The sequence below is a fragment of the Bacillus sp. NH11B genome (assembly GCF_001884205.1).
Classification (GTDB): domain Bacteria; phylum Bacillota; class Bacilli; order Bacillales; family Bacillaceae_G; genus Bacillus_A; species Bacillus_A proteolyticus.
Map to the genome: position 1 here is coordinate 231,813 of NZ_MAOG01000107.1, position 22,274 is coordinate 254,086.

Here is a 22,274-nt window from a genome sequence, read left to right on the forward strand (position 1 = left end):
AAAAAACGGGGTAAATTACCCCGTTTTTTTACAACCACAACCGCCTCCGGTACCACAACCACCGCCACAGCCACCCGCATCAAAAAACGGATTTCCTGTTGGAACTTTAATGGAAGAGGATACCTCCGAACCGATTGCTACACTAACTTCATCTAATAACTTTTGTAAAGCAGTTTCTGCTTTTTTAAAGGCTGCAATTTTATCATGCAAATCTACAGAACGCTTTAATTCCCTCATTTTCGTTGAAACGAAAGTGTAGTCAGGATGATATTTACCAAAGCGTTGCACTTCTTCATATCGCTCTTTCATCGCTGTAAACTGTTGAATTAGCGTCTGGACATCTATATCTTCTTGTATATCCTTATAACACTTACGATAATCTTCTGCTATATCTGAACAAATGATTGATTTTGCAAGCTGCTCTGCCTTATCTAAAATCAGTACGCTTTCCAGCGTCGCTACAATCATGAGAGACACCTCCGAGTATTCATCATAACACATTTGGGACAGAACTACTAATTGAAGTCTCTCACCTAAAAGAAAGATATGCTTCTAACTTCTTTTCATATAATCCTCTTATACTCCTATACGCTAATATGCTCCGCAATATTGTATTTAAGAACATCCCATTTCCCACTATTTTCTTTCACATAGCTAATACATGCGTTTTTTAACGGCGTTTTAAATGTAATTTCCTCTGGTGTAATCGCATGTAAAATCGCTTTTATTGCATGTGAATGCGCAACAATGATAATACGCTTACCTCCATGGGTTGCTGCAACCTCTTGTAAAGCGGTAAAACAGCGTTCTACAATCTCTTCGTCCCGCTCCATACCTTTTACATTACCTTCTGCAATTAACTCTCTAACTGTCGCAACTGGTTTCCCAGAAGCTTCTCCAAAATTACGTTCCATAAATCGCTCATCTAATAAAATAGATTGCAATCCAATAGCCTCAGCAATTTCCCTAGCTGTTTCTTGAGCTCTAATTAAAGGGCTACTGATAATAATATCCCACGATTCCGCTTGCAAGGCAGCTGCACTTTGACTCGCTTGCTTTTTCCCAACTTCGTTAAGCGGAATATCTTCGCGCCCTTGAATAATCTCTTGAAAATTCCAATCAGTTTGTCCATGTCGTACTAAACAAATTTCCGTCATGCTGCAACTCCTTTTTAAATAATCCGCTTCTATTGTATCAAAAGTTCTGCATGACGGACATAGTTTTCCCTTCCAATTATGTTGTATTTTGCTGCTTCATATACTGAAACATATCGATCATAATGGAAGCAACTGCTAATTGATTTTGGAATTTTTCAACTTTATCTGGTATCGTTTTTTTGAAATGTTGCATAGCAGCTAACTCAAAGGCTTCTTTTTCTTCAGGGTTTCGCGTTAGTTTTCTATACCAGTACGGTTGCTCCCTAATATAGCGAGATAAATCCTCATCAGCCTTTATAAACTCCATAATTTCTGCTCTCATCCTCTTTCCCCCTAATCCTTCTGAAAGAAAAATGGATTATTTTCGGAAGTACTTTCTGCTTGCTGTGTGCGGTTCCCTTGAAATTGTTGAATAACTTGTTGCACACTACCAATGGCACTCGTCACATTAGCTAAATGGTGTTGCATTTGTTCCACATCTAGCTTTTTAAAGAAAGAAAGCATTTGTCCCATCACATCAGCAGTTTTTTCCTCTTCAGTTCGATTATCTTTTTCTTTTTCTTGTTTATTTTCTTTTACCGAAGAAAAAGCAGGCGCTCCATCAGGTCTAAAAGTTGCCCATATCGGATCTTCTTCACCAAGTAAGTACCATTCTTCATAAAACTGTTGCCAAGTTTTGTGACCACTTCTAACCTCATGAACCATTTTAGGGTGATGGTTTACAAACTCTTTAAACTGTTGAACCGATGGATGTAACGGTCCTTTTGTTGTTGGCATAATCCTCACCTCTTCATGTATATCTACTATATAGTAAGAAAAAAAAGGCACATGGTTCGCCTATTTTTAGACGATTCATGCACCTTTTTATTTTCGAATAAAGTTTTGAGTATAAAACTTATCGTACACCCCAACACCTAATCCAGTAAATTGCTCATTTAATAAATTTTTTCTATGACCTTCACTATTTAACCAGCCTTGTACCGCTGCAATTCCATCACTATGTTTCGCCGCTATATTCTCACCAGCAAGTTGAAAAGCTACTTGACCACGTTGCAGGCGATCTCCTAACGTACCAAAAGTAGGCGAGTCATGGGAAAAATAATTATTATCCTTCATATCTTTACTATGGCCAAATGCAACGTCTGCCGTTTGTTGATCCCACGTTAACAACGGTAATTCATGACGACTTCGAATAATATTTGTTAAATCTAGGATTTGCTGCATATTTCCATTTTCTACTTGCTTCATTTTTTCTGGAGTCAATGGTTGTTCCGCTATTAATTCTCCTGAATAAACAAGCTGATACGGTCTTTGGCGTAATAACGTTTCATCATCCATATAACGAACACCAACAAGCTCATGTGTAAAATGATCAAAGTATAATTGTGCCCATCCATCTTCTACAGGTATTAGTGGTTGTTCAATTACTTCTGTATCAGATAACTCAAATTGATAACTATTTTTTCCTCTTTTTAATGAAATCTCATGTGAAATCGGATTCTTTTTATATACTTCTTCATACTTTTCATTTATATAATAAGGTGTCACCTTAACTTGTTCACCAGCAACATACGCCGTTACAACTTTACGTTCAGCAACTCCAAATTGAACATACTGATTTAAATCTTGATTATACACCCACCATTCATATCCATAAGCAGACGGCTCTATTCGAGACGGTTCGCCCCACTTTGCTAATAAATTTTCAGAGTCCCCACCAATCATATTTAAAACAGTGTCTGAGGTTTCTTCATTTATTTGCTTTTTCTTTTTCACAATTTTATTTTCTTGCTTAGAGTGAGATGGGGTTAATATATATTGCGAAACGAGTAATTTCCCGTATAAATCCACAGCTAAAATTAAAAATGTAATGATTACGATACGTAATACTTTTTTCAAACGATATACCTCCTGAACAAAACATAAAATTGAGATATACACAAATCCTTTTCTTTCCTTTTTGTGTGTACCGTACTCTTTTCACTATATCATATTTTCACGAAAAAAGTCTGGATTATCCCTTTTCTCTCAATATGAATTGCACTTTCTTATTATTCATACTATTATAAAAATAATAGTATGAATAATAAGAAGGAGGTATTTTATGCAATTTACAAATGCGAAGTTTAATGATGCAGTCGTAGATTTAACTCTTTTAACTGAAATCATGGAAAACAACCATTTTGTACTCGCTGGACAATGGGATTATGAACGCATTACATATGATTATAAATTTGAAATATTAAAGGATATTTATTATTTACGTGTACAAGGTTTTGCTGTTGACGGTGACATCGGCGGTAGACACGCTCAAGTAAAACTATTACCCCCCTTATTAGGAAAACATTATTATCCTCATGGCGTTGAATATGGTGATGATGAGATTTTCCCAACGAATGTACTTCAAAAAAGCGAACAACTCCTACAAAATATTGAAAAAGAATTGAAAGAACTTCAGATTATTGAATAACAAAAAACGAGGGCATCAATAAGATGCTCTCGTTTTTATTTTGTCTGCAAATAAGGGGGTAATTCTTGCAACTGCTCTTTATCCTTTTCACGCTCTCTACGTGCCCATTTAAAGAACACATAGCCGATAATCGTACCGTACACTATTTCCTGGACAATTTTCATAATGATACCGCCTGTTTGCTGGTCTTGTACTACCGGCATCCAATGTAAAAATTCTGGTCCGGTTATATTTAAATCTGATAAAGTACCCGCTGGTACACAAAGTTCCATCGCCTTCATCCAAGCGGCTGGATCCGTATATGTTGCAAATAATGGTGCAGTCGCAAAAATTATTAATGCACAAGCTGGTGTTAATAATATTCCATTAGCAAACATGTAACCAAGCTTCTTTATATCACTTAACGTTTGATATTCCGGCAACGGATTCAGCATAGGCCACCACATCATTATTGCTGCAAAAAACAATATAGCAAGGCAAATAGGATGCGCTATTTGACTTTGTTTTACTGTATCAAAAACAACTGGCAAATGATAAAAGGAAAACAGACCGTTAAATACGAACAACGCAATAAGCGGCTTTGCAAAAACCTTTAGCACAATTTGAACGAACTTAAAAGAAGTAATATATTGATATAACCATACAGGTATACCAAGCAGTAATAACGGGGGAACTGCAATATACATTATCGCCATTTCGAACATATGCGCGCTAAATATAATATGACCAATTAAATCAATAGGTCCTCCCTTTACAAAATACAAGAGGACAATCCCAGTCGTAAAATAAAAAATTTGCTTCTTACTTACCTTCGTCGCATTTTCAAATCGCGTTCTATATGGTCCAATAATTAAAAAGTACCCAATAAGAATCGAAAGCATAAATAATAAAAAGATCGGACTCCATAGAGCTTGAAAACCAAATATCCATAAGTTACTCATTGTCACACCCACCTTCTTAAGGTTATCCTTTCACATAATGTGAAGAGGGAGCTGTGACAACACAAGCTCCCTTATTTTTCACTTTTCAAATCCACACGATCGTCATAAAAGCTAAAATTGTAATTAACCCTATTAACAGACCAGAATAAAGAAAGAAACTTGCCGCTTCATGTCCTTTATGACTCATATGCATAAAATAATACAATTGAAAAATTACTTGTACCACTGCTAATAGTAAAATAAACGGTACAGAGAAAGTCGGACTAAAAGTTTTCGGATATGCAACTGCTACAAATGCAACTAATGTTAAAAAAATCATTAATGCAAACGTAATAACTTGATGCCTCATCTCCTCCGCACTTTTTCTCTTCCGATAAACAAGATCAACTTTAGGGTTATTCGTTTGCTTTACGGCCATTGTTTATCCCACCATTCCCATTAAATATACTACAGTGAAAATAAACACCCAAACTACGTCAATAAAGTGCCAATAAATAGATGCAACATAAAACTTTGGTGCATTGTATAAATTTAAGCCTCTCTTCGCATTTCTAAAGATTAATGTTAAAATCCAACATAATCCAAACAACACGTGAAGCCCGTGTGTACCAACAAGAGCATAGAATGCAGAACCAAATGCACTACTTCTCATAGTATGCTTAAATTCATGCGTATAATGATAAAACTCATATATTTCAAACCCCAAAAATCCTAAGCCAAGCAACACTGTTACAAGTAACCAAAGTTGCATTTTCTTAAAGTTGAAATTTTTCATATGATACATTGCATATACACTCGTTAAACTACTTGTTAACAAAAGCATCGTCATGATGAAAACGAGTGGCATTTGAAACATCTCTTGAGATGTTGGTCCGCCATTTGTAGAGTTCTTTAACGCTAAATATGTGCCGAATAAGGAAGCGAACAACACCGTTTCGCCTCCAAGAAATAACCAAAAACCGACAAACTTATTTTTCCCCTCAAGGGTTGCTTTTTCAGGCTCTGCTGGAAATGTTTCATTCGTTAATTTTTCATCTACATGCATTATGCCTTGCCCCCCTTATCCTCTAAATCTTCTTTATGAATATGATATCCATGATCATCGACTACTGAGCGAAGGAACATTGTGCCAAATGTAATGATTAAACCAATAATTGCTACTAACAACCAAAACTTATCTTTTCCACCCTGCATATACATCGCACCAAACGCGGCTATAAATAAACCTAAAGAAATGATAAACGGTGAAAACGAAGGGTTTGGCATATGAATATCACCAACTGGTTCCGCAGCTGTCATCTCTTTATTACCCTCACGTTTTTCAATCCAAAACGGATCTAACCCGCGAACAAATGGTAATTGTTTAAAATTATATTCCGGTGTAGGTGCTGGCATTGTCCACTCTAATGTACGTGCATCCCATGGGTCACGACCAGCCTTCTCTTTTGACACTGTTGTTTTAATTACATTGAATAAAAGAACGATTGTGCCAAGAGCCATAAATACTGCTCCAATAGAACTAATCATATTCCCCATTTCTAATCCTTGTCCCTCTAGGTATGTGTAATAACGACGTGGCATACCAATTAATCCAAGGAAATGCTGAATAAAGAACGTTAAATGGAAACCGATAAAGAATAACCAAAATGTTATCTTTCCTAGCGTTTCATTTAATACCTTATTAAACATAAGTGGCCAATAATAATGTGCACCTGCAAGTAAACCAAATACAACACCGCCGACAATTACATAATGAAAATGTGCTACTACAAAATAATTATCATGAAATTGATAATCAGCTGGTGCAGATGCAAGCATAACGCCTGTAACTCCACCCATAACGAATGATGGAATAAAAGCTACTGCCCACATCATTGGTGTTGTAAACCTAATACTTCCACCCCACATTGTAAAGAGCCAGTTAAATATTTTAATACCTGTTGGAACTGCAATCGCCATTGTTGCAACTGAGAAGATAGCGTTCGCAACAGGACCAAGACCAACAGTAAACATATGATGCGCCCATACCATAAACCCTAAAAAGCCGATTAATACAGTCGCGAACACCATTGATGAATAACCAAATAATCTTTTTTTCGAAAATGTGGCGAAGATTTCTGAGAATATTCCGAAAGCTGGGAGTATAAGAATGTATACTTCTGGGTGACCGAAGATCCAGAATAAATGCTCCCATATAATTGTATTCCCGCCCAATGCCGGATTAAAGAAACTTGTGCCAAATAAGCGATCTAGCATTAAAAGACCTAATCCTACAGTTAATGGAGGAAATGCGAATAATATAAGTGACGATGTTACAAATGTTGTCCATGTAAACATTGGCATGCGCATATAGGTCATTCCTGGCGCTCGCATATTAATAATTGTAACAAGGAAGTTAATACCTCCAATTAATGTACCGATACCTGATATTTGCAAGCCGAGTACATAAAAGTCAACACCATGCCCTTTTGAGGCTAAAGCTAAAGATGCATACGATGTCCAACCTGCATCAGGTGCTCCTCCTAAAAACCAACTTAAATTTAAAAATACTCCACCAAAGAAAAATAACCAGAATCCGAGTGAATTCAAAAATGGGAACGCCACATCACGTGCTCCAATTTGAAGTGGTACTGCGGCGTTCATAAATGCAAACACGAGTGGCATAGCTGCGAGGAAAATCATTGTTGTACCGTGCATCGTTAATACTTGATTATAAGCATCCCCAACAAGAAAAGCATTGTTAGGAATCGCTAACTGAAGGCGAATAAATAGCGCTTCTATTCCGCCTATTATAAAAAACACTCCACCTGCAATTAAATAGAGAATGGCAATCTTTTTATGGTCTACTGTCGTTAAATAATCCCATATGACAGCACCCATCCCCTGTTTTTTTGCTACAGAACTCACGTTTTCAACCTCCCCTTCGCAAATGATCCCTCTTTACTTTTCAATCTTTAACGTTTGTAAATATGCATTTAATGCATTAATTTGATCATCCGTTAAGTTGCCATATTTACCAGTCATTTTATTACCTGGCTTCATATTTTCAGGATCTTTGAGCCATTTTTTTAAGTTCTCTTCATTGTTTTCGGCAATACCAGCAACTGTATCGCGATCTGCAAAGTTTGCTAGGTTCGGTGCGATACGAGCAGAAGGTGGTCTACTATCATTTGATCCAACCGCATGACAACCAATACAGCTTTTATTAAATATTTCTTGACCTTCTTGCGCCTTTGTAGAAGCTACTTCTTTTTTTCCATCAATCTTCTTCATATCAGCAAGCCATTTTTTGTACTCGCTTTCATCCAGAGCTTTCACTTTGAATTGCATTAAAGAATGTGATGGGCCACAAAATTCTGTACAAAAACCATTATAAGTGCCCGATTTATCTGCCTTTAACCACATTTTGTTTACATTATCTGTATTTGTATCCATTTTCCCAGCTAAAGATGGAACCCAAAACGAATGTTTAATATCGGCACCCTTCAAATTCAAATACACTTTCTTACCTGTGGGGATGACTAAATCTTGAGAAGTTACTATTTTTTCTGATTTGTAAGAAAATTCCCACCAATAAAGATTCGCTGTTACATCAACAACGATAGTATCTTTATCAATATTCTTTTTCTCCATCGCACTTACATCAGCAAGCTTGAATGTATATGTAACAGTCGGAACAGCCAAGATTAACAAAAGAATAATCGGAATAACTGTCCATATAATTTCTAGTTTGTGATTTCCTTCAACTTGCTCTGGAATATAATCTTCCTCACCCTTTTTTTGTCGGAAACGCACAATTACATATAAGAAAATAATAGTAACTACAAGTACTACTCCTATCATGATTGCACTCGCTAGTAAGAGCAAATCATATTGCATTTTTGCTACTTCTCCTTGCGGAATTAAAGTAGATTGAAAGGCTTTACCGCATCCCCCTAACAGTAAAGCCAGCAGTGAAACGAACGAAAGCAGTCGCCACTGTTTCTTCATACAAACAACCCCCACTTTCTTTGTGAATTAGATTGTACTTTATAGTTAAGTAAAGTAAATCTCAACGTAAAGAAATCCAATCATGTCGTTGTCTTAGAAGAATGTAACTACAATCATTGACACAAATAAGATTGTTAAGTAATTCAGGGAATAAACAAACATTTTTACGGACCATTTGATGTCATCTTGCTTACGGAAGCCATAAAACCCTAGTACGATCCATCCGATGTTAAGCAATGTTGCAATTACCATGAATGTTATTCCAAGCCCACTCATATAAAATGGTAGTGGTAATAAACATACTGTCCAAATCATAATCTGACGTTTCGTAATATCAAATCCCTGTACAACAGGAAGCATTGGGATTCCTGCATTTCGATATTCATCAACACGTTTCATCGCTAATGCGAGGAAATGTGGGATTTGCCAAATAAACATAATTAAAAATAACATCCAAGCAATTGGATGATTTAAAGACGGATCAATTGCCGCCCATCCAATTAAAGGTGGAACTGCTCCTGATATACTACCTACAACAGTATTTAATGTATATTTTCTCTTCGTCCATAACGTATATAAAACAACGTATGTGAAGGCACCAATAAATGAGATGAATACTGCCATTGGTGTAGTAAGTAATAAAAATGCAAATCCAAGTAGTAAAATTACAAGTCCAAATGCCAGTGCAAATCCAGGTTTATATTTACCTGTTACCGTTGGACGGTTTTTTGTTCTTTCCATTAATGGATCGATATCTCGGTCAATGTAGTTATTTAAACAACATACCCCTGCCATAATTAATGCAGAACCAACGATTGTGAAAAACAGCTTATCTAGATGGTCCATAACACTTAATCCATTAAAATGTAAAGCCAGCCAAAATCCTGTAAATACAGTAAGTGTATTTGAGTTTACAATCCCCATTTTAACGAGTGCTGATAAATCTTGTAACCGAGTTGTTTCCGGTACACTTGAAACAGCTGACTCATCATGCAGCTCACTTGTTGCATGGTTCATCACTTTAACCCCCTCTTAAACCTATCATCTTTCTTAGCTTTTATTTCATATGAAATATTTCGCTTTATATAGCAATATTATTACAGTAGAAATATTGTTAACCCATTCTACTACTAATCTACGCCCATACTCCAATATATTAAATCATATTTCCCGAACTTTTTGTGAAGAAAACATGAACTTTTTGTGTCGAACATTAAAAAACTTTATTCTACTCTATCCTTATCATAACACGATGTTATCTTCTATAATAAACTATTTTGTCATATTTAGCATATATTCTCCCTATTTCTTTTTAAAATCGCCTTATTTTCACCTAAAATATGTATGTTAATTCCCATTTTTTCCTTCGCGATACGTACATTGCCCTCACCCTTCATTTCTTTGCTATTTTATTATTTTTTATATATCATAGGACTGTAGCACGTTTTATTCTATACATAATGGAATGAAAATATTTCGCAATAACTTCATAGCAGAAAGATGGTGAAAGAGATTGCAACGCTTTATTAAATGGTTAGCAGTCATTACAAGTCTCGATTTACTAATAGTTTTACTAGGAGGCGCTTTAGTTACAAAAACAGGGTCTGGCCAAGGATGCGGTAAATCATGGCCACTTTGTAACGGTGAATTGATTCCATCTAATTTATCAATGGAAACTATTATTGAGCTAAGTCACCGCCTTACATCAGGATCGGCAGGAATCCTTGTTACTCTTCTTTGTATTTTGTCCTGGAAATATTATAAACATGTGCGCGAAACAAAGACGTTAGCAATTTTATCCTTCGTATTTTTAGTAGCCCAAGCATTAATGGGAGCGGCGGCAGTTGTTTGGGGACAAATGCCTGCTGTATTAGCTATTCACTTTGGTATTTCCTTAATTTCATTTGCTTCTGTTATCTTGTTAACGTGTCTTATTTTTGAAATTGATCAAAAATTCGATGCACGTTCTCTTATTATGGACAAAAAAATGAAATTTCATATTTACGGTGTAACAATTTACAGTTATATCGTTGTCTACACAGGAGCTCTAGTACGTCACGAACGAGCGAGCTTAGCCTGTCCAGACTTCCCTTTATGTAGCAAAAATAGACCTATGCCAACTCAACTACATGAGTGGGTTCAAATGGGACATAGAGTTGCAGCGATGTTAATTTTCGCTTGGATACTATATGCGATGATTATCGCTATTCGCCATTACAAACAGCAACGTGTAGTATACTGGGGATGGATTATTTCATTTATCCTTGTTACACTTCAAGCTGTAGTGGGAGTTTTAGTCGTATTTACAAATGCTAGTTTATCAATGGCATTATTACATTCTCTCTTCATTTCTTGCTTGTTTGCTGTACTGTGCTATTTAGTTATGTTAGGTACAAGAAGTACGGTCAATGCAAAAGAAGCTGAATTGAATTCTAAGCAAAATAAAACAAAGTAAAACTTTAATCCCTTGCCAATTCGGCAAGGGATTATTTATACTAAAAAAAGAGCTGCTTTCACACAGCTCTTTTCTTTATTTTAGTGATCTAACTCAATGAGTAAGTCACCCGTTTGAATTGCATCACCATCATTAACATATACCTTCTTCACTTTACCATTGAACGGCGCTTGAACTGTCGTTTCCATTTTCATCGCTTCTGTAATTGCCATAGACTCGCCTTTTTTCACTTCATCGCCTTCTTTTACAACTACTTTAATAACTGTTCCTGGCATTGTTGCACTAATATGGTTTGGATTTTCACGATTCCCTTTCACACGTTGTGCAACTGTTGCTTTTACACTTTCGTCTTTCACAACAATCTCACGTGGTTGACCGTTAAACTCCAAGTAAAGTACACGGTTTCCATCTGGCTGAGGCTCCCCGATTGATACTAGTTTAACCATCAATGTTTTACCTTGTTCGATTTCCACATCGATTTCTTCACCTAGTCTCATTCCATAGAAGAATGTCGGTGTATCAAGCACAGATACGTTTCCATAAAGCTCAGCAACTTTTTCGTAGTCCATAAATACTTTTGGATACAACGCATATGCGACTACATCAAAAATCGTCACTTCGCGTCCAAGTTTATGGAATAACTCTTCTTGTAAAGCATCGAAATCTACTGGCTCTAATAATTCACCTGGTCTTACTGTTAATGGCTCTTTCCCTTTTAGAATTATTTCTTGTAATTTTTTCGGGAAACCACCATATGGTTGTCCTAAATCTCCCGAGAACATTTCAACAACAGATCCTGGGAAGTCCATAGAATGTCCACGCTCTAAAATATCTTGTTCTGTTAAGTGATTTTGAACCATAAATAATGCCATATCACCGACAACTTTAGATGATGGTGTTACTTTTACAATATCACCAAACATATCATTAACACGGCGATACATTACTTTAACTTCATCAAAGCGATCTCCTAAACCAACCGCTTTCGCTTGTTGTTGTAAATTACTATACTGTCCGCCTGGCATTTCGTGCATATATACCTCTGTGTGAGGTGCATTCATACCACTTTCAAACGGCGCGTAGTATTTACGTACATCTTCCCAGTAATGAGATAGTTTTTCTAATGAATCTATATTAACGTCTGGCTGTCTTTCGTTTCCGCCTAACGCATAGTATAGCGTGTTCGCACTTGGTTGTGACGTTTGACCAGCCATAGAACTTACTGCTACATCGACAATGTCAACACCTGCTTCAATTGCCTTCGTATACGTTAAAATACCATTTCCGCTCGTATCGTGTGTGTGCAGGTGAATCGGAATCGATACCGTCTCTTTTAATGCCGAAACTAGATCATATGCTGCATTTGGTTTTAGTAAGCCCGCCATATCTTTAATTCCTAAAATGTGAGCTCCTGATGCTTCTAACTCTTTTGCTAAGTTTTTATAGTAATTTAAATCATATTTACTACGTAACGGATCATGAATATCTCCTGTGTAACACATTGTCGCTTCTGCAATTTTACCAGTATCTCGTACAGCATCAATCGCAACTCTCATACCTTCTACCCAGTTTAAGCTATCAAAAATACGGAAGACATCAATTCCAGCTTGAGCAGAACACTCCACAAATTTTTGAATTAAATTATCTGGATAGTTTTTGTAACCTACTGCGTTTGAAGAGCGAAGTAACATTTGGAATAAAACGTTTGGCATTTTTTCACGAAGATCTAGTAATCGTTCCCATGGATCTTCTTTCAAGAAACGATATGCAACATCAAACGTTGCACCACCCCACATTTCCGCTGAGAATAAGTTTGGTAACATTCTCGCTGTCGGCTCTGCAATGTGATGTAAATCTTTTGTACGAACACGAGTTGCAAGTAATGACTGATGTGCATCACGGAATGTTGTATCAGTTAAAAGTACACGCTTTTGATCTTGTACCCACTTTACTAATCCATCCGCCCCACGCTCATCCAAAATTTGTTTCGTTCCATTTTGGATTGGCTCTGAGTGTATCACATTTGGTATACGAGCATCTGGGAAAATTGGTTTCTCTTTTTTCCCTACTCCTGGGAAGCCATTTACTGTTACTGTACCAATATAATTTAACATTTTTGTTCCGCGGTCTTTACGTTTCGGGAACAAGAATAGTTCAGGTGAAGCGTCAATAAATGAAGTGTCATATTCCCCTGATAAGAAGTTTTTATGTTTTACTACATTCTCTAGGAATGGAATATTGGTTTTAATACCACGAATACGGAATTCTTTTAAGTTACGTTCCATTTTTGCAGCGGCTTGTTCAAAAGAAAGTGCCCAAGTAGTAACTTTTACAAGTAAAGAATCGTAGTACGGTGTAATAACTGCACCTTGGAAACTATTACCTGTATCAAGACGAACACCAAAACCACCGCCTGATCGGTACGCCATAATTTTCCCTGTATCCGGCATGAAATTATTTAGTGGGTCTTCAGTCGTTACACGAGATTGGATTGCAAATCCATGCACAACCACTTCCTCTTGCTTAGGAACACCTACCATTTTACTATGTAATGCATGTCCATCAGCTATTAATATTTGTGATTGAACGATATCCACTCCTGTGATCATTTCTGTAATTGTATGTTCAACTTGAACACGTGGGTTTACTTCAATGAAGTAAAACTCATCACCTTTTACAAGGAATTCTACCGTTCCTGCGTTTAAATAGTTTACATTTTTCGTTAACTTAACAGCAGCATCACAAATACGTTGACGCAAATCATCTGAAAGCGATACACTCGGTGCGATTTCGACAACTTTTTGATGGCGACGTTGCACCGAACAGTCACGTTCGAATAAGTGAACAACATTGCCTTCTTCATCTGCTAAAATTTGTACTTCTATATGTTTAGGTTTTTCAACGAATTTTTCAACGTATACTTCATCATTACCAAAGGCCGCTTTTGCTTCTGATTTCGCGCGATTATACGATTCTCTTAATTCTTCACTAGCTCGTACTATACGCATACCTCGACCGCCACCACCAAGGGACGCTTTAATAATAATCGGGTAATCATACTTTTCAGCAAATTCTGCGACTTCTTCTAATGAATTTACTGGACCATCACTACCAGGAATAACTGGAATTTGTGCTAACTGCGCTTGTGTTCTTGCTTTAACTTTATCTCCAAACATATCTAAATGCTTACTTTTTGGACCAATAAAGATAATTCCTTCTTCTTCACAACGTTTTGCGAATTGAATATTTTCTGACAAGAAACCATATCCAGGGTGGATTGCATCTACATGATTACTTTTCGCAATCTCAATAATGCCTTCAATATCTAGATAAGCATCAATTGGTTTTTTCCCTTCCCCAACTAAATAGGACTCATCGGCTTTATAGCGATGATAAGAACCGCTATCCTCTTTCGAATAAATTGCAACTGTGTTTAATCCAAGTTCTGAACATGCTCGGAACACACGAATTGCTATCTCTCCACGGTTAGCTACCAATACTTTTTGAATACGTTGCAGCTTTGTCATGATTTTCCCCCTCTATTTTCCTACCACTCTAGAGATAAAATACATACACACTCTAAAGAGCGTGAAGTTCTTCACTTTCCACATTATATTATACTTAGAAAGCTTCACTTTATTTTTATCCATCATACCTTATTTTTCAACAAATGATAAGTTTTCTGATCAATTTGTTTCACAAAAACAGTATAGCATACCTCTTCCTTTTCTAACAACCTTATTGTATATCACATTAATTTTAATGTGATATATTTTTAATCAATATAACAAAATAGTATATCACATTAAAGTGGACGAAATAAAAAGCACACTGAGTTCTTCATCCCAGTGTGCTTTTTATTTTACAACAACAAGATGCGGTCCACCTTGTTCTCTTTCTTTAGTCATTTCGTTTTGTTGTTTCTCTTGTCGTTTTACATGACTAGCAATATTTAACAGTATACCCATTGCAAGCAGATTAGCTAATAAAGAACTACCACCATAACTTACAAACGGTAATGGTACCCCTGTAAGTGGTATTAACCCAGACATACCACCGACATTAATAAAAGTTTGAACTCCAAACAAACTTGCAATTCCAATTGCAATTAAACTTCCAAACGGATCTTTACACTTTTGTGCAATTCTAAATGAACGAATAATAATGAGTAGTAAACAGATTAAAATGACAGCTATACCTATAAAACCAAGCTCTTCAGATATAATTGCCATAATAAAATCTGTTTGCGGTTCTGGTAAGTATCCATATTTTTGTACACTATTTCCTAATCCTCGACCATTTAGCCCTCCTGAAGCAATTCCAATAAAAGAATTTATTAATTGGAACCCATCATTCTGAGGATCGTTAAATGGATCAAGAAAAACTGAAAAGCGAGCTTTTTGGTACGGACTTAACATATAATTCCCAATAAAATATAGCGCTGGAATCCATATTATAGACGTTAAGAGGAATCGCTTTATACTTAAATTAACATTAATTCCCGAGCAAAAGAACATAATCAGTACAGTTCCACCTATTAGTATATCAGTCCCTAAATCATTTTGAAGTAAAATTAACCCCATCGCTCCACCGACAACAGCTAGAGGAGGAATTATCCCTTGTACAAAAGCTGTTTGCGTTTCTTGTTTCTTAGCAAAAAAGTTTGCTAACGTAATAATAACCGTTATTTTCACAAACTCAGCTGGTTGTATACCTAATATCCATCCTTTTGCACCATTTACGTCCTTACCGAAAATCAAGGCTGCTAATAATAGACCAATACTCCCTATTCCCATTGCAATCAAAGCTATTCGCTTTCTCCACAACTTATAAGGAATAGAAACGATAATCGCTAACATTATCGTTCCAATAGCTAGAGCAATTAATTGTTTTTTAAAAAAGTAATTTGCTGGCCAGTTATGCCTCGAAATCGCAACAATGGAACTAGAACTATATACCATTATAACTCCCAGCACACATAAGATAACAAGAGGAAGTAACAATGAATAATCCATTGATTTCCATACTTTTTTCATTTCATTTCCTCTTTCTGTTTCAATTTAATTATTGTTGTATTCCATATGTATATAGGTTCTTCCTGCTTTATTATACAAATAAAAAGCCCAAACTATTTCAGTTTGAGCCCCCCTATTTGAACCCGTTATTGTTGTTTGTTTGTAAATGCTTCATGAAGTGCAGATAACTCACGTTCGAGCTCTCCTAACATTGCTTTCCCTTGTTCTTCTGCAATAAGACCAAGGCGAACTGCAAAATCGACCTCGCGGGATAGTCCAAACATTTGTGTGTCTAACACTTCTTCATATAATGGACATTGCGGCATTGTAAGATTGTCCATTTGCACCTTAATAAGTCTTAAGATTTTCTCCGCATCCGCTTGTAGAAGGGCTAGTGCCTTTTCCTGATGATTTGATACTGTCTCAGACGCCAAATTGATTCCCTCCGTTTCCGTCCTACTCTCACCTATCTATTAATATTAGCGATAGTTTTAATAAATTGCAATAGAAACATTTTTTGTGACAACAGTGTCTAATACTATTATACTGAAAAGTGGGAGTATAACACAAATGGGGGAACAACAATGAGCGAAATTTTATTTATTAATGGAAAAGTACGTTTTCCAATCACTATCGATCCAACTGTTTGGATTTTTGATGATCGAAAATTAGATTTGACAACTTACTTTGATGAAACTAGAGAAGAATCATCCGAATTAGAAACATACTTAAAACATACTTCAGAGCATTGGGATCGCGAAATCCGTGATGGCGCTGCCTTCCCGCCAATCCAACAAAGCGTAAAGAAATATAAAAAAGAACAGCTTATTAACGGAACATTTGGTATACCACTTCAGCCATTTCTTAAAAATGCTGAAATTTTAGAAGGTGCTACTCAAGTCGAAATTGAAACCACAGACAATTCGATTACACTCCCGTTAGAAACAGCCAATCAAGCAATTCTCGGTTTTTCAAAAGAAGGTAAACCATTAAGAGAAGACGGACCTGTTCATCTATATTTCCACGATGGATCTAATAAACAAAATCCGATTCGTAACATCCGTAAATTCACAATCATTTAAATTGTATAATTAAAAGACAAAAAAGGAGTGAGCTGAAGCTCACTCCTTTTTATAATAAATCCGCTGCTAGTTGAGCTAAATTAGAACGCTCTCCTTTAACAAACTTTACATGACCACTAATACGTTGCTCTTTAAACTTCTCTACAACATATGTTAAACCATTATTATATTCATCTAAATACGGGTGATCAATTTGCTGAGGATCTCCCATTAATACAATCTTACTTTTTTCTCCTACCCTTGTTAATATCGTCTTTACTTCATGCTTCGTTAAATTTTGTGCCTCATCAATTATAATGAACTGGTCTGGAATACTTCTCCCACGTATATAGGTAAGTGCTTCTACTTCAATCGAACCCATTCCAGCTAAAATTGCATCTAGCTCTCCAGGTTTTTTCGTATTAAATAAATACTCTAGATTATCAAAAATCGGCTGCATCCACGGTCTTAATTTTTCTTCTTTTTCTCCTGGCAAATAACCGATATCTTTTCCTACTGGTACGATTGGTCTCGCAACCAGTAGTTTTTTATATAATCCTAAATCTTCCGTTTGCATGAGCCCCGAGGCTAATGCAAGTAATGTTTTTCCTGTACCAGCTTTCCCGGTCAACGTTACTAGCGGAATATCTTCCCGAAGCAACAATTCTAATCCCATAATTTGCTGCACGTTTCGTGGGCGTATCCCCCACACTTGCTCATTGTGAAAAATAAGTTTCTTTACCTTCTTACCTAAATGATCCACAATCCCAAGTGCAGAACTAGAGCCCCCTAGTGCATCTTTCATTACAACAAACTGATTTGGATAAAAAGGATGATTTGCGATTTCAGATAAAGGTAGCTCACCTTTTTCATAAAAATAGTCTAACTGTTCTTTTGATATATACCCTTCTAAAAATCCTGAATATATATTTTCCACTTCAATTACTCGATCACTTAAATAATCTTCGGCCTGTAATCCGATTGCATCAGCTTTTACCCTTACGAGTACATCTTTACTTACTAAAATAACTGATTTCCCGTCCTCTTTTTCTTGCTCTTCTAAAGATAGGTTTTTCGCTACAGCTAAAATTCGATTATCATTTGTTTTTTCTACAAAAATATCTTGTAGTTGAACAAATGAGCGATGATTTAATTCAATACGAAATGTACCACCATTTTCTAGCGAAATACTTTCATGCAGCTTTCCTATTTCACGAAATTTGTCTATTAACTTAGACACATAACGAGCATTTCGTCCTACTTCATCCATATAACGTTTTTTCGAGTCAACCTCTTCTAATACAACTGCTGGAATCACTACTTCATTTGTTTCAAATGAAAAAATAGATAAAGGATCCTGCAAAAGTACATTCGTATCTAACACATAAATTTTATCCAACCTGTTACCCCCTGACTCCACTTTTAAATTTGTAGAACAAGGGTTTCATCCATAAAATATGGACGAACCATTGTTATAATTATATGTAACGTATAAACGAGGTAGAATCGAAATTCATAGAAATTAAACCTTTTCTTTATTTTTTATTCATTTCTATTCAATATATTACTTTTAATTATTATTTTTCACATTAAATCACAATACTCGATTACAAAAGTTAATGAACGACTTTCCTATTCATCCCATTTATAATTCTTTCATTCCTACCAACACTTGATTATCCAGCTTTTTCGCAGCTCGAAGATCATATGTTTTTTCATATACTGGTTCTGTAGCAAGTTTCGCTCCATAAAACATAACATCACGAACTTCTTGCACATTCACTTCTATTACAGCTAATTTTAGAGGAATCCCTTCCATTCTATCTGTTAAAATGTTACCTTCACCACATATGGAAAATACGGATTCATTCGCCATTATAGTCAATACTACCCCTATATTGCGCCGTATATTTTCCACAATACGTGAGCGTTGATCTACCGCAAATCGAATACTAGTTTCACTCACTGCATATACCCAAGAAATAGCACTTACGTTAGGAATTTGTTTTTCGAAATCTGTCGTTGCTACCATAACGATACACTCTTTACGTAACGATTGTACTAAATCATCTGTCAATGTAGGCTCTACTACATTCGCCATATCTCCACCTCCAAATAATCTTTCTATATCCCTATCATAACTTATTTTTCGAATTGCGAAAATATTATTTTTTCCCGCTATTATTCAAAAACATTATACTTCCATGATATACTTATACTGATAGAATTCGTATTGAGGTGACGAAATGAGAGTCAGATGTATGATTTGTGATAAAAAAGATATGTTAGATGACGAAAATCCTATGGCAAAAAAATTGCGTAATCGCCCTATTCATACATATATGTGCATGGAATGTACGGAACGCATTGCAGAGCGTACTATGGAACGCCATGCAAGTGGTAATTTCCGATTATATCGTGATAAAAAAGTAGAAGACGATTGGTAAACCGTAAATAAGTCCTTAATCATATAGATAAGGACTTATTTGTATTTTTCTGGTTCACGATTCATCTGATCCAAAAAACAATCAATTGCTTCTACTGGAAATCTTGCACACCTTATTTCTCCATCAATTTCATATGTAATTAAATACATTTCCTCGTTCTTTTCCACTTCTACATTTCGTAATTTATGCTCTTCATATATCATATTTCGAAATAATACATACGTTTCTTGTGCAGCGCTATCATCTGGACGCGCTTCCGCAACAGTTTTAATTGTTAACCAATTATATAGTGCATCTTGTACCGAGCGCATGAAGCTCCCCCTTTTCACCCTGCTTTTTGTTGTTTCACTTGACGTAAACGTAATCTATAAATTCCAAGTACAATTGCCGCTACAACAAGCCCCTCCCCCACAGGTAAAAAAACTGCAAAGAACGTTAAAACCGTACATCCAATCGCTAATGATATATATATCACTATATTTTTTATTATCGACAGTTTTCTTGCGAATCCCAAGTTATACACAAGCGCACTTAATATAATAATGATGCCATACAGTAACCACATCCCTAGTTCTGGATTTTCGTCAACTTTACACAATTTCGCAAAAAACGACATTCTTTCTAACACTATTTATCCCCCTTCTCATAAAAAAATAAAATCACTTTATGTACTTAATACAAGAGTAACCCGCGAAAAAAATACTGTCCACAAAAAAGAGTAAATATTCTAAAAAATACACACGATAAAAAAACAGCTACCTTTATTAAAGGTAGCTGTTCTATTATTTTACGCTTCTACAGATTTCTTTTTCTTAGCAGCTCTTTCGCGCTCGCTCTTATCAAGAATCTTTTTACGTAGACGAATTGATTCTGGAGTTACTTCACAGTACTCGTCTTCGTTTAAGTACTCTAATGACTCTTCTAAAGTCATTAAGCGTGGTTTTTTCATTGTTGAAGTTTGATCTTTCGTCGCAGAACGAATGTTAGTTTGTTGCTTCATTTTTACAACGTTAACTGTTAAATCATTTTCACGTGTATGTTCTCCGACAATCATACCAGCATATACTTCTGTACCTGGTTCTACGAAGATTACACCGCGATCTTCAACTTGCATAATACCGTATTGTGATGCTTTTCCTGTTTCAAGTGAAACTAGAACACCTTGGCGACGTCCACCAACTTGTCCAGCATGTACTGGTTGGTAGCAATCGAATGTATGGTTTAAAATACCGTAACCACGAGTTAATGTTAAGAATTCTGTTGTGTAACCAATTAAACCACGTGCTGGAACCATGAAAGTAAGGCGAACTTGACCGTTTCCGTTATTCACCATATCTAACATTTCACCTTTACGTGCACCCATTGATTCCATAATAGAACCAGTATATTCTTCAGGCACATCGATTTGCACGCGCTCTACAGGCTCACATCTTACGCCATCAACTTCTTTAATAATTACTTCAGGCTTAGATACTTGTAGTTCATAACCTTCACGACGCATGTTTTCAATTAAGATAGATAAATGTAATTCTCCGCGTCCAGATACGATCCATGCATCAGGAGAATCTGTATTATCTACACGCAAACTTACATCTGTTTCTAATTGTGAACGAAGACGCTCTTCAATTTTACGAGATGTAATGAATTTACCTTCACGACCTGCAAATGGGCTGTTATTTACAAGGAATGTCATTTGTAATGTTGGCTCATCGATACGTAATAATGGTAAAGCCTCTTCATGCTCAACCGGACATACCGTTTCACCTACGTTAATGTCTTCCATACCTGAAACAGCTACTAAATCTCCAGCTTTTGCTTCTTCAATTTCTTGACGTTTTAATCCAATATAACCAAATAATTTAGTTACACGGAATTGTTTTACACTTCCGTCAACCTTCATTAATGCAACTTGTTGTCCTACTTTCATTGTACCACGGAATATACGTCCAACCCCGATACGACCAACATAGTCATTGTAATCAAGAAGCGCTACTTGGAATTGAAGTGGCTCTTCGCTGTTATCAACTGGTGCTGGAATATGTTCAATGATTGTGTCAAACAATGATTTCATATTCTCTTCTTGATTTGCTGGATTTGAATCTAAGCTTGCTGTTCCGTTCATTGCTGATGCAAATACAACCGGGAACTCTAATTGATCTTCGTTTGCACCAAGTTCGATGAATAAGTCAACTACTTCATCAACTACTTCATCAGGGCGAGCGAAGTCACGGTCAATTTTGTTTACAACAACGATTGGCGTTAAGTTTTGCTCAAGAGCTTTCTTTAAAACAAATCGTGTTTGTGGCATACAACCTTCATATGCATCAACAACAAGTAGAACACCATCAACCATTTTCATGATACGTTCTACTTCTCCACCGAAGTCAGCGTGACCAGGTGTATCTAAAATGTTAATTCGTTTATCTTCATAGTGAATCGCCGTATTTTTTGCTAAAATTGTAATACCGCGTTCTCTTTCTAGATCATTCGAATCCATTGCACGTTCTTCAACGTGTTCGTTTGCACGGAAAGTCCCCGCTTGACGTAATAACTGGTCAACAAGTGTTGTTTTACCATGGTCAACGTGGGCAATAATTGCTATATTTCGTAAATCTTGTCGTTTTTTCAACATGTCCAACTCCTAATGTCTTTTTAATCCTTCTCTATTATAAGAGCGAAGGGGATACTATGGCAATCAAAATAAAATCAAGAATGAAAATATAGTTGTATTCTTACTT

At 36.1% G+C, this 22,274-nt stretch carries 23 protein-coding genes; 4 read left to right on the plus strand and 19 right to left on the minus strand.

Features of this window, described 5'->3' with window-relative positions; genetic code table 11:
• Positions 1–15 precede the first annotated feature (15 nt).
• From BAU27_RS17460 to BAU27_RS17480, 5 genes are all read right to left on the minus strand, one after another.
• Complete coding sequence (locus tag BAU27_RS17460; protein ID WP_000634367.1) at positions 16–468, minus strand: YlbF/YmcA family competence regulator; 453 nt, start codon at positions 466–468, stop codon at positions 16–18.
• Positions 469–584: 116 nt separating this feature from the next.
• Positions 585–1,157 carry a histidine phosphatase family protein gene (locus BAU27_RS17465; RefSeq protein ID WP_071771524.1) on the minus strand — a complete coding sequence of 191 codons (573 nt, stop codon included), beginning with the start codon at positions 1,155–1,157 and terminating at the stop codon, positions 585–587.
• A gap of 76 nt (positions 1,158–1,233) precedes the next feature.
• A complete protein-coding gene (locus BAU27_RS17470; RefSeq protein WP_001200991.1) occupies positions 1,234–1,479 on the minus strand; it encodes a YlbE-like family protein in 246 nt (81 codons plus the stop codon).
• A gap of 11 nt (positions 1,480–1,490) precedes the next feature.
• Entirely contained in the window at positions 1,491–1,934 is a 444-nt protein-coding gene (locus BAU27_RS17475) for a YlbD family protein (RefSeq protein ID WP_071746856.1), read from the minus strand.
• 87 nt (positions 1,935–2,021) lie between these two features.
• Positions 2,022–3,056, minus strand: a complete 1,035-nt coding sequence (locus tag BAU27_RS17480) for a CAP domain-containing protein (protein WP_071771525.1) — start codon at positions 3,054–3,056, stop codon at positions 2,022–2,024.
• Positions 3,057–3,261: 205 nt separating this feature from the next.
• Here BAU27_RS17480 and BAU27_RS17485 point away from each other — a divergent pair, with 205 nt between their 5' ends.
• Positions 3,262–3,627 (plus strand): YugN family protein, encoded by a 366-nt coding sequence (locus BAU27_RS17485; RefSeq protein WP_071746858.1) that lies wholly within the window; start codon positions 3,262–3,264, stop codon positions 3,625–3,627.
• A 35-nt stretch (positions 3,628–3,662) separates the two neighbouring features.
• On the opposite strand, the gene ctaG is transcribed toward BAU27_RS17485, so the two are convergent.
• From ctaG to ctaB, 6 genes are all read right to left on the minus strand, one after another.
• Positions 3,663–4,568: a cytochrome c oxidase assembly factor CtaG gene (gene ctaG, locus BAU27_RS17490; protein ID WP_071746859.1), complete on the minus strand. Its 906-nt coding sequence runs from the start codon at positions 4,566–4,568 to the stop codon at positions 3,663–3,665.
• Positions 4,569–4,653: 85 nt separating this feature from the next.
• Positions 4,654–4,986 carry a cytochrome c oxidase subunit IVB gene (gene ctaF, locus BAU27_RS17495; protein ID WP_071746860.1) on the minus strand — a complete coding sequence of 111 codons (333 nt, stop codon included), beginning with the start codon at positions 4,984–4,986 and terminating at the stop codon, positions 4,654–4,656.
• A 3-nt stretch (positions 4,987–4,989) separates the two neighbouring features.
• Complete coding sequence (gene ctaE / locus BAU27_RS17500; RefSeq protein ID WP_000557861.1) at positions 4,990–5,613, minus strand: cytochrome c oxidase subunit III; 624 nt, start codon at positions 5,611–5,613, stop codon at positions 4,990–4,992.
• On the minus strand, positions 5,613–7,448 hold the full coding sequence (gene ctaD / locus BAU27_RS17505; RefSeq protein ID WP_175472357.1) for a cytochrome c oxidase subunit I: 1,836 nt from the start codon (positions 7,446–7,448) through the stop codon (positions 5,613–5,615). Before ctaD ends, ctaE begins: the two co-directional genes overlap by 1 nt.
• A gap of 60 nt (positions 7,449–7,508) precedes the next feature.
• Entirely contained in the window at positions 7,509–8,558 is a 1,050-nt protein-coding gene (gene coxB / locus BAU27_RS17510) for a cytochrome c oxidase subunit II (RefSeq protein ID WP_071746861.1), read from the minus strand.
• Between the two features lie 93 nt (positions 8,559–8,651).
• Positions 8,652–9,575 (minus strand): protoheme IX farnesyltransferase, encoded by a 924-nt coding sequence (gene ctaB, locus BAU27_RS17515; RefSeq protein ID WP_071746862.1) that lies wholly within the window; start codon positions 9,573–9,575, stop codon positions 8,652–8,654.
• A 496-nt stretch (positions 9,576–10,071) separates the two neighbouring features.
• Between ctaB and ctaA the strand changes: the two genes are divergently transcribed.
• Positions 10,072–11,013, plus strand: coding sequence for a heme A synthase (gene ctaA, locus BAU27_RS17520; RefSeq protein WP_071746863.1), 942 nt, complete (start codon positions 10,072–10,074; stop codon positions 11,011–11,013).
• Positions 11,014–11,093: 80 nt separating this feature from the next.
• On the opposite strand, the gene pyc is transcribed toward ctaA, so the two are convergent.
• The 3 genes from pyc to BAU27_RS17540 form a co-directional block, all read right to left on the minus strand.
• Complete coding sequence (gene pyc / locus BAU27_RS17525) at positions 11,094–14,540, minus strand: pyruvate carboxylase (RefSeq protein ID WP_071771526.1); 3,447 nt, start codon at positions 14,538–14,540, stop codon at positions 11,094–11,096.
• Positions 14,541–14,870: 330 nt separating this feature from the next.
• Positions 14,871–16,049 (minus strand): putative lipid II flippase FtsW, encoded by a 1,179-nt coding sequence (ftsW, locus tag BAU27_RS17535; protein WP_071746865.1) that lies wholly within the window; start codon positions 16,047–16,049, stop codon positions 14,871–14,873.
• 125 nt (positions 16,050–16,174) lie between these two features.
• Positions 16,175–16,462: an Fpa/YlaN family protein gene (locus tag BAU27_RS17540; protein WP_000135698.1), complete on the minus strand. Its 288-nt coding sequence runs from the start codon at positions 16,460–16,462 to the stop codon at positions 16,175–16,177.
• Positions 16,463–16,612: 150 nt separating this feature from the next.
• Between BAU27_RS17540 and BAU27_RS17545 the strand changes: the two genes are divergently transcribed.
• Positions 16,613–17,110: a hypothetical protein gene (locus BAU27_RS17545; protein WP_071746866.1), complete on the plus strand. Its 498-nt coding sequence runs from the start codon at positions 16,613–16,615 to the stop codon at positions 17,108–17,110.
• 49 nt (positions 17,111–17,159) lie between these two features.
• On the opposite strand, the gene BAU27_RS17550 is transcribed toward BAU27_RS17545, so the two are convergent.
• Together BAU27_RS17550 and BAU27_RS17555 are read right to left on the minus strand one after the other, a co-directional pair.
• Positions 17,160–18,488, minus strand: a complete 1,329-nt coding sequence (locus tag BAU27_RS17550; protein WP_071746867.1) for a PhoH family protein — start codon at positions 18,486–18,488, stop codon at positions 17,160–17,162.
• A 246-nt stretch (positions 18,489–18,734) separates the two neighbouring features.
• Positions 18,735–19,190: a PNPOx family protein gene (locus BAU27_RS17555; RefSeq protein ID WP_071746868.1), complete on the minus strand. Its 456-nt coding sequence runs from the start codon at positions 19,188–19,190 to the stop codon at positions 18,735–18,737.
• A 145-nt stretch (positions 19,191–19,335) separates the two neighbouring features.
• On the opposite strand from BAU27_RS17555, the gene BAU27_RS17560 reads away from it, so the two are divergent.
• Positions 19,336–19,536, plus strand: coding sequence for a YlaI family protein (locus BAU27_RS17560; RefSeq protein WP_002094429.1), 201 nt, complete (start codon positions 19,336–19,338; stop codon positions 19,534–19,536).
• A gap of 35 nt (positions 19,537–19,571) precedes the next feature.
• Here the strand turns inward: BAU27_RS17560 and BAU27_RS17565 are convergent, their stop codons facing one another.
• The 3 genes from BAU27_RS17565 to typA all read right to left on the minus strand — a co-directional run bounded on the left by BAU27_RS17565 (position 19,572) and on the right by typA (position 22,168).
• Entirely contained in the window at positions 19,572–19,847 is a 276-nt protein-coding gene (locus tag BAU27_RS17565) for a hypothetical protein (protein ID WP_002033723.1), read from the minus strand.
• A gap of 14 nt (positions 19,848–19,861) precedes the next feature.
• A complete protein-coding gene (locus BAU27_RS17570) occupies positions 19,862–20,164 on the minus strand; it encodes a YlaH-like family protein (RefSeq protein ID WP_071746869.1) in 303 nt (100 codons plus the stop codon).
• Positions 20,165–20,323: 159 nt separating this feature from the next.
• The gene (gene typA, locus BAU27_RS17575; protein ID WP_071746870.1) at positions 20,324–22,168 is read right to left on the minus strand and encodes a translational GTPase TypA; all 1,845 of its coding nucleotides are present in this window, start codon (positions 22,166–22,168) and stop codon (positions 20,324–20,326) included.
• Positions 22,169–22,274: the final 106 nt, after the last annotated feature.

Excerpts from the sequence above, each read along its gene's own strand:
- BAU27_RS17475 (WP_071746856.1), bottom strand. The coding sequence starts at position 1,934 with ATGCCAACAACAAAAGGACCGTTACATCCATCGGTTCAACAGTTTAAA.
- ctaD (WP_175472357.1), bottom strand. The coding sequence starts at position 7,448 with ATGGGTGCTGTCATATGGGATTATTTAACGACAGTAGACCATAAAAAG.
- BAU27_RS17465 (WP_071771524.1), bottom strand. The coding sequence starts at position 1,157 with ATGACGGAAATTTGTTTAGTACGACATGGACAAACTGATTGGAATTTT.
- BAU27_RS17560 (WP_002094429.1), top strand. The coding sequence starts at position 19,336 with ATGAGAGTCAGATGTATGATTTGTGATAAAAAAGATATGTTAGATGAC.
- pyc (WP_071771526.1), bottom strand. The coding sequence starts at position 14,540 with ATGACAAAGCTGCAACGTATTCAAAAAGTATTGGTAGCTAACCGTGGA.
- BAU27_RS17565 (WP_002033723.1), bottom strand. The coding sequence starts at position 19,847 with ATGCGCTCGGTACAAGATGCACTATATAATTGGTTAACAATTAAAACT.
- BAU27_RS17545 (WP_071746866.1), top strand. The coding sequence starts at position 16,613 with ATGAGCGAAATTTTATTTATTAATGGAAAAGTACGTTTTCCAATCACT.
- ctaF (WP_071746860.1), bottom strand. The coding sequence starts at position 4,986 with ATGGCCGTAAAGCAAACGAATAACCCTAAAGTTGATCTTGTTTATCGG.
- ctaG (WP_071746859.1), bottom strand. The coding sequence starts at position 4,568 with ATGAGTAACTTATGGATATTTGGTTTTCAAGCTCTATGGAGTCCGATC.
- BAU27_RS17555 (WP_071746868.1), bottom strand. The coding sequence starts at position 19,190 with ATGGCGAATGTAGTAGAGCCTACATTGACAGATGATTTAGTACAATCG.
- BAU27_RS17460 (WP_000634367.1), bottom strand. The coding sequence starts at position 468 with ATGATTGTAGCGACGCTGGAAAGCGTACTGATTTTAGATAAGGCAGAG.
- BAU27_RS17470 (WP_001200991.1), bottom strand. The coding sequence starts at position 1,479 with ATGAGAGCAGAAATTATGGAGTTTATAAAGGCTGATGAGGATTTATCT.
- ftsW (WP_071746865.1), bottom strand. The coding sequence starts at position 16,049 with ATGAAAAAAGTATGGAAATCAATGGATTATTCATTGTTACTTCCTCTT.
- ctaE (WP_000557861.1), bottom strand. The coding sequence starts at position 5,613 with ATGCATGTAGATGAAAAATTAACGAATGAAACATTTCCAGCAGAGCCT.
- coxB (WP_071746861.1), bottom strand. The coding sequence starts at position 8,558 with ATGAAGAAACAGTGGCGACTGCTTTCGTTCGTTTCACTGCTGGCTTTA.
- ctaB (WP_071746862.1), bottom strand. The coding sequence starts at position 9,575 with ATGAACCATGCAACAAGTGAGCTGCATGATGAGTCAGCTGTTTCAAGT.
- typA (WP_071746870.1), bottom strand. The coding sequence starts at position 22,168 with ATGTTGAAAAAACGACAAGATTTACGAAATATAGCAATTATTGCCCAC.
- BAU27_RS17485 (WP_071746858.1), top strand. The coding sequence starts at position 3,262 with ATGCAATTTACAAATGCGAAGTTTAATGATGCAGTCGTAGATTTAACT.